We start from the raw sequence: 6,000 nt of genomic DNA on the forward strand, positions 1-6,000 counted from the left end.
GAGGATATTATTTTTTGTCTTGAAAAAATCACCTGATCCTAAAATGTGTTAATGTCCTAAAAATGGGCGCACGACTGATATGAACCCAAAAAGTTGAAGTTTAATTTAAGCAGCTAATTGAACGGTATGTTTTCGGTATTCAACTGGAGACATACCGTTCAATTTTTCTTTTTATTCGCTGTTATTATATTGGTTAATCTATTTATTTATCTTTTGTTCTAATTTATCTTATGTCATTAAAGGTTCACCATAATACACTTCTTGTTTTAATATATCAAAGAAATTCTCCATCGGTGAGTTATCCAAACAATTTCCTTATCGAGACATACTTTGATAGAGTCCATATAATTTTGTAAAAAGAAAGGGTCATTAATCCCTCCATAACTGGTACAATGTTTTTAAGAAGATAAACAAACCATTAGGAATTAAAATGACCAAGTACATTTTACACTGAATTTAGAAGAAATTCAAAACTTAATTGACGTAGAAGTGAAAGACAACTCTAGATACAACTTTATCATTCTTTTGTTTTCTACTTGACTTTATATAGTTAGTCTTATACTATGTTGTGGTGACTTAAGTATAACAAATCTTCATGTCTTTTTTTAGTGTTGCGTTTCTTCTTACAACACACCATAATAATAAACACCATAATGCTTAAAAAAACGACCAACCACTAATTGTTTGTTATTGCCATCAATCATTTATGTTATGTCTAACGACGATGATTAGGAAAAATCAAGTGGAACGGATAGTATGAGTATTGGAGAAGAGGAGGGCTCTGAATGTCTAAAGAATTACACATAGCGATAGTAGATGATGAAAACATTCAACTCGATGCGATGAAGTCACTAATCAATCAAACAATCAAAGAAATGGGTCTACACGCAAAAGTATCCTCCTATTCAAGTGGAGAAGCCTTTCTTTTTGAGTTAGAAGAAAACAAAGATTTAGATATTGTTTTCTTGGACATCGAGATGAAGCAGATTAATGGGTTGGAAGTGGCTAAGAAAATAAGAGAAATAGATCATGAAGTGACGCTTGTCTTTGCGACCGCATTCGCTGAATATGCCGTTCAAGGTTATGAAGTGCAGGCCCTGGATTACCTGCTCAAACCCATTGAAAGAGACAAAATTAAGCAAGTCATCCAAAGACATCTCGATAAAAAAACCTTAGTGAAAGAAACCTTAACACTGGAAGCAGAAGGTGTGATGCATAAACTTCTACTGGATGATATTCTGTACATTGAAGTCATTAAACGTGAATGTGAGATTCATTTAAACAATCAAGTGATAACCGTCACTCGTCCTTTAAAAGAATTGGAGGACAAGCTTAATGCTGACTTTATCCAGACTCACCGAAGTTACTTAGTCAATGTCGCTCACATCCATCGCCTGTTAAAAACAGATGTTGAATTATCCAACGGACAAACTGTCCCCGTTTCTAGGCGTCTCGCCAAAACAGTTCAAGAAAAATTTATTGCCTTTAATAAAGGAGCGGTGTTTTACAATGACTGATTGGATAGGGCTAACCGTCGTACTTATTATCCTTATCAGTGCAGGGATAGTTATAGTTAGGCAAAAAAAGAGCATTGATTTTTATAAAATACAAGAAAAGGAACTCGACCAATACAGCGTAGAAGTCGAAACGATTTATAGACAGATGAGAGGCATCCGTCATGACTATCGCAATCATTTACAAGTGATGCACACCTTAATGAATGACCACCGTCTGGATGAATTGGATGCGTATATTAAACAGCTTACCAATGAATTGAATCAAGTCGATACGATCATTCAAACAGGAAATACGATGATAGATGCCATCGTTAATACAAAGTTGACAGCTGCTAAACATAAAGGCATTTCCCTCTATGCGACAGCCATTGCTCCTAATGAATTGGGTGTAGAGCATGTTGATTTAGCAATTATATTGGGTAACTTGCTGACCAATGCTATAGAAGCGACTGAGAAAGAATCCAGTTCTTCTGATGAACGTTTTATTCGTTTGTACATAGCACCAATGAAAAACACATTGTATATTAATGTGACGAACACGATGACAGAGAATCCAAAACCTTCTCTGTTTTCATTAAAAAGTATCAATAGAAGAGGCTATGGCTTGTACCGAATTGACCAGGCAGTGGAGAGATATCAAGGCATGGTCAACCGTAAATGGGAAGATGGCGTGTTTGCGACAGAAGTGACGTTGCCGCTTAAAAACCGTTCGTAACCAAATACTAACCATTCATACACTTCTGAATAGGGAGTGTATTTTTTTTGGTAAGATACGATTGAGGTGATGAAGATGAAAGAAAAAATGAAGTATTCAAAAATTTTATTGAAGGAATTATATGCATTCAAACCGACAGTATTTATAGCCATTCTTTTAGCTACCCTTATTAGCGCGGCCTTACCCTTACTCCAATTGCTTTTATCTGCTTTTGTGATTCAGTGGTTAATGGAAGGGGTAGCGATTAGGGAGTACTTGCTTAGACTACTCGTGTTTATTGTTCTTATTGGAATCGCTCAAATGGGTAACTATTATTTTATGCTTTATCAAGAAGAGAATATGAACCATTTGAGAGATTTTATGAGAAATAAAATTGAAACGAAGTATTTGAAGCTGGATTATCCGCTCATTATAGGAAAAGAAGCGCAAGAAAGATATAACAATGCCAGTGAATTAACCGACAATAATACGACCCTTTTTGGCCGTTTGGTAACGGAAATCATTGAATTAATGAGTTCGTTTCTAGGGGTTGTTTTGTATATCAATATATTAAGTCAACTAGAATCTCTGTTTCTTGTTTTAGTAGGTGTCTTTCTGCTTATCGTTGTCTTCTTTAACGTATGGCAAGTGAAGATGGACCGCAAATTATTTCAAGCGAAAGCAGCCAATTCCCAAAAATTACGTTACTTGAGAAAAGTGTACGGGGAATCCCGTATCACTAAAGATGTACGGATTTTCCAGATGAAAGACTGGTTCAAGCAAGTTGAAGATAAAACAATTGCGGAATACCACCGGATCATCAAACCGAAAGTAAGGGTGACATGGACAGAAAGCACCTTGGTAAATGTAGGGATTATCGGTCTATCCGCCTTATCTTATATTAGAAGTGTTCAATTGATTGCGGCGGGAGCTATTCCGGTTTCTAGCTTTGTCATCTTTGCCGGGTCTGTTACAATCCTGGCTCAAACCATCATGACCTTAGTCAATGCTATAGGTAAAATGAATACGAGTTTAAATGAGACAAAAAAATATGATGACTTTATGTCTCAGGGTCAAGTATTTAACCATGAAGAGGGCAGATCTTTGCCAAAAGAACCCTTGTCCATCGAATTAAAAAATGTGTCCTATACTTATCCGAATAATGATACACCAACGATAAATAATGTATCTTTAACCATTAAACCTTACGAAAATCTAGCTATAGTAGGAGAAAATGGGGCTGGGAAATCGACGCTGTCTAATTTAATTGCCGGTTTGCTTAAACCGGATAGTGGAGAAATTTATATTAACGGAGTAGCTCAGAGTGAGTTTAATATTTCAGACTATTATGCTTTATTTGCGCCTGTATTTCAGGAGAAATTTTTATTGACCTATTCCATTAAAGAGACGGTCATTCAAGGCTTGCCCTTTGATGAACTGAAGTATAATCGTGTTCTTAAACAAAGTGGCTTGACTGACATCATTTCAAAATTCAAATCGAGAGACGAGACAAAAATTGTGCGCGCCGTTTATCCAGATGGAGTGAATTTGTCCGGAGGGCAGTTACAAAAACTGAAACTGGCTCAAGCCTTATATAAAGACGCACCCGTTCTCTTACTGGATGAACCGACAGCGGCTTTGGATCCCATCGCCGAACATCAGATTTATCAGGATTACTTCCAGTTTTCTAAAGATAAATTGTCTGTTTTTATTTCTCACCGCCTTTCATCAACTCGTTTTTGTGATCGCATCATTTACATCAAAGATGGAGACATAACAGAAGTCGGAACGCACGAAGAATTAATGGCTAAGCAAAAAGATTACTTTAAGCTTTACGAAGCACAAGCTTATTACTATAAACATGATAAGGAAGAAAAAGAGGAAGAAGACGAGCCAGTCGTTACAGGAGGGGTGATTTAATGGAAAAACTGACCGTGTATAAACGTGCCTTTAAAGATTTGTTTAAAATAGGCAAAACTTACTATGTGCTGTTCTTTATCCATTCATTGGCGAGATACAGTTTGCCTTTTTTCGGCTACATCTATATGACCCAAATTGTGGATGCCTTAACAAGGAATGACATGACCCGGATCCCTTCATTAATCGTGCAGTATTTAGTAATCTTGTTGGTGTTGCAGCTGATTTCTGGATGGATAGACCCGCTAGTCACTCATGAGGATTCTCTGTTTTTGAGAAAACTCTTTGCTGAACCAAATAAAAAGATGTTAACTATGCATTACCATTATGCAGAAAGTTCCGAAGTAAGAGAAGAATTAGATATCATCAACCGTAATATGATGAGCAGCCAATCTTCACTTCCAATGATTAATGTCCGTATAAAAGAAATGATGCCTGGATTGGTCAGTATTATATGGGGGGGTATTTTACTCACTCCGTTATTTAGAGTAGACACAGCCTTATTGCCAGACGGATTCTGGTGGATGCGTCCGAGTCTTATTATTAGTGTCTTCCTCCTACTGATTGGAATCAGTGTATGGATTCAAATCGCGTCATCCAAAAAATCAAGCGAACGAATTACAGCGCTTCTTGCGGAATTGAAAGAATCTAATGCCCGATTTTTCTATGAAGATGGGATTCTTCAGGACTTTAAGTCTGGAAAAGAAATGCGCCTCTACAAATTAACTGAAAAAATGATCGAAAATAAAAGAGCTGAGTCTGAACAGACAGGAAGATTACTGTCTGAAAACTATAAACGCTTTCGATCCATGATGATCCCTACTACCGGCTTATTTCAGGTGATGACCTATTTGACCTATGCCTATGTCGGCTTGCTTGTTTTAATCGGAGCTTTACCTGTTGCTTTGATTATTCAAATTTCCAGCGCACTCAGTCAAATGGTCTCTGCTTTACCAGATGTTATCCAGCACGGCATGATGATGATTTCTTCACCAGGTGAATTAGAGCAGTATTATGCATTCATGGACTTGCCTGATGAAGAGGTCGTCGGCAGTTTACCTGTAGAAAAAAGGTTAGATAATGACTATCATTTCGCAATAGAGAATATGAGTTTTTCTTATCCCGGCTCAGATGAAACAGTCCTAAAGAACATCACTGAAAAGTTTGAAGTCGGTAAAAAGTATGCCATAGTTGGAGAAAATGGCTCAGGTAAAACAACGTTTATTAAGCTACTGACTCGTTTATATGAACCGAGTGAAGGGACAATAAAAATGAATAAAATCGATGCCCATAAGTATGATTTAAGAGAATACTTCAATCTGTTTGGCGTTGTCTTCCAGGACTACCATCTAGTCGGATTTTCATTGGGACAAAACGTTTCCGTAAAACCCTCTTTTGATAGAAAGAAAGTGTTGTCTACCTTAGATAAAGTCGGGTTAGGCGACTTCGTTAGAAATCTACCCAATCAGGAAGAAACCTACCTGGGAACAGAATTTGAAGAATCAGGCGTCAGTGTCTCTGGGGGCCAAGAACAGAAAATAGCCATCGCTCGGTCTTTATATAAGGATGCGCCAGTTATGATTTTAGATGAGCCGACCGCTGCACTGGACCCAATGACTGAATTTGAAATATATCAAAACTTTGATAACTTAGTAAAAGATAAAACAGCTTTTTATATTTCCCATAGACTCTCAAGCTCCAAATTCTGCGATGAAATACTCGTTTTTGATCAAGGGGAGATCGTACAAAGAGGCACACACAAAGAACTGGTGAATGAAAAAGGAAAGTACCAGGAATTATGGAGTGCACAGGCACAGTATTATCAGTAAGTAAGAGTGAATGTATTTCGCAAGTTAAAAGTGAGCCATTTCG

At 37.2% G+C, this 6,000-nt stretch carries 4 protein-coding genes; all 4 read left to right on the top strand.

The features are described 5' to 3' along the window. Positions 1-785: 785 nt before the first annotated feature. The 4 genes from HMPREF2811_RS05795 to HMPREF2811_RS05810 all read left to right on the top strand — a co-directional run bounded on the left by HMPREF2811_RS05795 (position 786) and on the right by HMPREF2811_RS05810 (position 5,957). Entirely contained in the window at positions 786-1,517 is a 732-nt protein-coding gene (locus tag HMPREF2811_RS05795; RefSeq protein ID WP_071408506.1) for a LytR/AlgR family response regulator transcription factor, read from the top strand. After that, entirely contained in the window at positions 1,510-2,232 is a 723-nt protein-coding gene (locus HMPREF2811_RS05800) for a sensor histidine kinase (RefSeq protein ID WP_168164951.1), read from the top strand. The genes HMPREF2811_RS05795 and HMPREF2811_RS05800 overlap by 8 nt, the downstream gene beginning before the upstream one ends. 75 nt (positions 2,233-2,307) lie before the next feature. After that, positions 2,308-4,131 carry an ABC transporter ATP-binding protein gene (locus tag HMPREF2811_RS05805; RefSeq protein WP_066126043.1) on the top strand — a complete coding sequence of 608 codons (1,824 nt, stop codon included), beginning with the start codon at positions 2,308-2,310 and terminating at the stop codon, positions 4,129-4,131. Continuing rightward, positions 4,131-5,957 (top strand): ABC transporter ATP-binding protein, encoded by a 1,827-nt coding sequence (locus HMPREF2811_RS05810; protein ID WP_071408507.1) that lies wholly within the window; start codon positions 4,131-4,133, stop codon positions 5,955-5,957. The genes HMPREF2811_RS05805 and HMPREF2811_RS05810 overlap by 1 nt, the downstream gene beginning before the upstream one ends. The last annotated feature ends 43 nt before the right edge of the window (positions 5,958-6,000 follow it).

The organism is Globicatella sp. HMSC072A10, assembly GCF_001811625.1.
Lineage (GTDB): Bacteria > Bacillota > Bacilli > Lactobacillales > Aerococcaceae > Globicatella > Globicatella sanguinis.